Genomic DNA, 1,505 nt, shown 5'->3' with positions numbered 1-1,505 from the left:
AGCGAGCAAGGCCACGATGTTGGCCGCAGCCATGGGTGTGATGGTCGGCATGCGCAATGCCGTCGCACTGACCCCCACCCCGGCTTGGGTTGCGGGCCGTTTTTGTGTCATCGCGCCGGCCAGGCGCTGCTGGTGTGTTCAGGGTGAGCGCAGCTGGCTCATGGCGTGCGCGAAGGTCTGCGCACTGGGCCAGTTGGAGGCCAGGTACAGGCGGATGCGCCGCGTGTTGCGCGTCACCACTGCCGCCACCTTGAGCAGCTTGATGCGCAGCGTGTCGATCTGCGCCGTGGCCAGCTCTGTGCCCTGCAACGCCAACGCGCGCAGCCTCTCTACCAGCACGTAGCCCAGCGCGGCCAGCAGCATGCGCAGTTGGTTGGAGCGCAGCACATGGCAGCTCGTGCGCGTGGCGAACAGCCCTACCTGCGCTTCCTTGATCCGGTTCTCCGCCTCGCCGCGCTGGCAGTACACGCCGTCGTACAGCGCCTGGGGATCACCGGCAAGGTTTGTCACGATGAAGCGCGGGTTGCAGCCTTGCGCGCCCCATTCAAGCCGCGTGATCACGCGCCGCTCGTGCGGCCAGCTCTGTGCGGCGTAGTCGAATTCATCGACCATGCGCTGTTTGGCCCCGCTGCGCTCGTATTCGTCTTTCATTGAGAGTTCGGCAAACGCCACGCGCGCCTGCAGCCGTGCATTGCGCGCCAGACCCACGATGTAGTGCACGCCGGCGCGCTCGCACCAGTTCAGGATGCGTTGGCGGCAGAACCCGGAGTCGGCCCGAAACACGATGCGCACCTGCGGCCAACTCTGGCGCAGTCTGCGCACCAGCAGCTTGAGGATGGCCCCAGCGTGCTGCGCCGCATCGATGTTGCTGGGCCTCAAGTAGGCGCACAGCAGTTGCTGGCCGCAGAACACGTACAGGGGCAGGTAGCAGTAGCTGTCGTAGTAACCATGGAAGAAGCGTGCCTCCTGCTGGCCGTGCAACGGGTTGTCGGTGGCATCAAAGTCCAGCACCAACTCTTCGGGCGCGCTCTCGAAGCTGGCGATGAACTGATTGACCAACACCTCGTGCAGCCGCCACGCCGTGGCACGGTCGGCCCATTTCTCCAGTCGGCAAAGCGTGGGCGCGCTGGCAATCTCGTGGTCCACGCCAACAGCCGTCTGCACAGCCACGTCACAGCGCAGAGCACCGTGGTCGTTGAGGTCTTCCCAGCCCAGCGCCAGGCCGTACACCCGCTGGCGCAACATGTCGCGCACGTCGTGCGTGATCAGTAGCGGATTGCGCGGATCGGCGATGCAGCGCGCCGCCGCATCCATCAAGCCCAGCTTGCGATCGACCTGGCCAAGCAGCATCACGCCACCATCGCTGGTCATGCTGCCGCCGTCAAAACACCCCTGCACCACGCGCCGGCCCAACCGGCCAAAGTCCATGCTCCCAACGTCAATTTCTTCGGTACAGTTTGGCTTCGGCATTGCCCGCTCGTTGATCAAGATTCGACACCTGGATT

At 64.9% G+C, this 1,505-nt stretch carries 1 protein-coding gene; it reads right to left on the bottom strand.

Annotation, left to right across the window (positions count from 1 at the left end):
• Positions 1-138: 138 nt before the first annotated feature.
• On the bottom strand, positions 139-1,470 hold the full coding sequence (locus ACFSCU_RS18910; protein WP_180550132.1) for an IS1380 family transposase: 1,332 nt from the start codon (positions 1,468-1,470) through the stop codon (positions 139-141).
• Positions 1,471-1,505 lie beyond the last annotated feature (35 nt).

It is taken from the genome of Ottowia beijingensis, assembly GCF_042680925.1.
Taxonomy (GTDB): Bacteria; Pseudomonadota; Gammaproteobacteria; order Burkholderiales; family Burkholderiaceae_C; genus Ottowia; species Ottowia beijingensis.
Note: the sequence above shows the minus strand (reverse complement) of the source record. Positions and strands in the feature narration are given on the sequence as shown.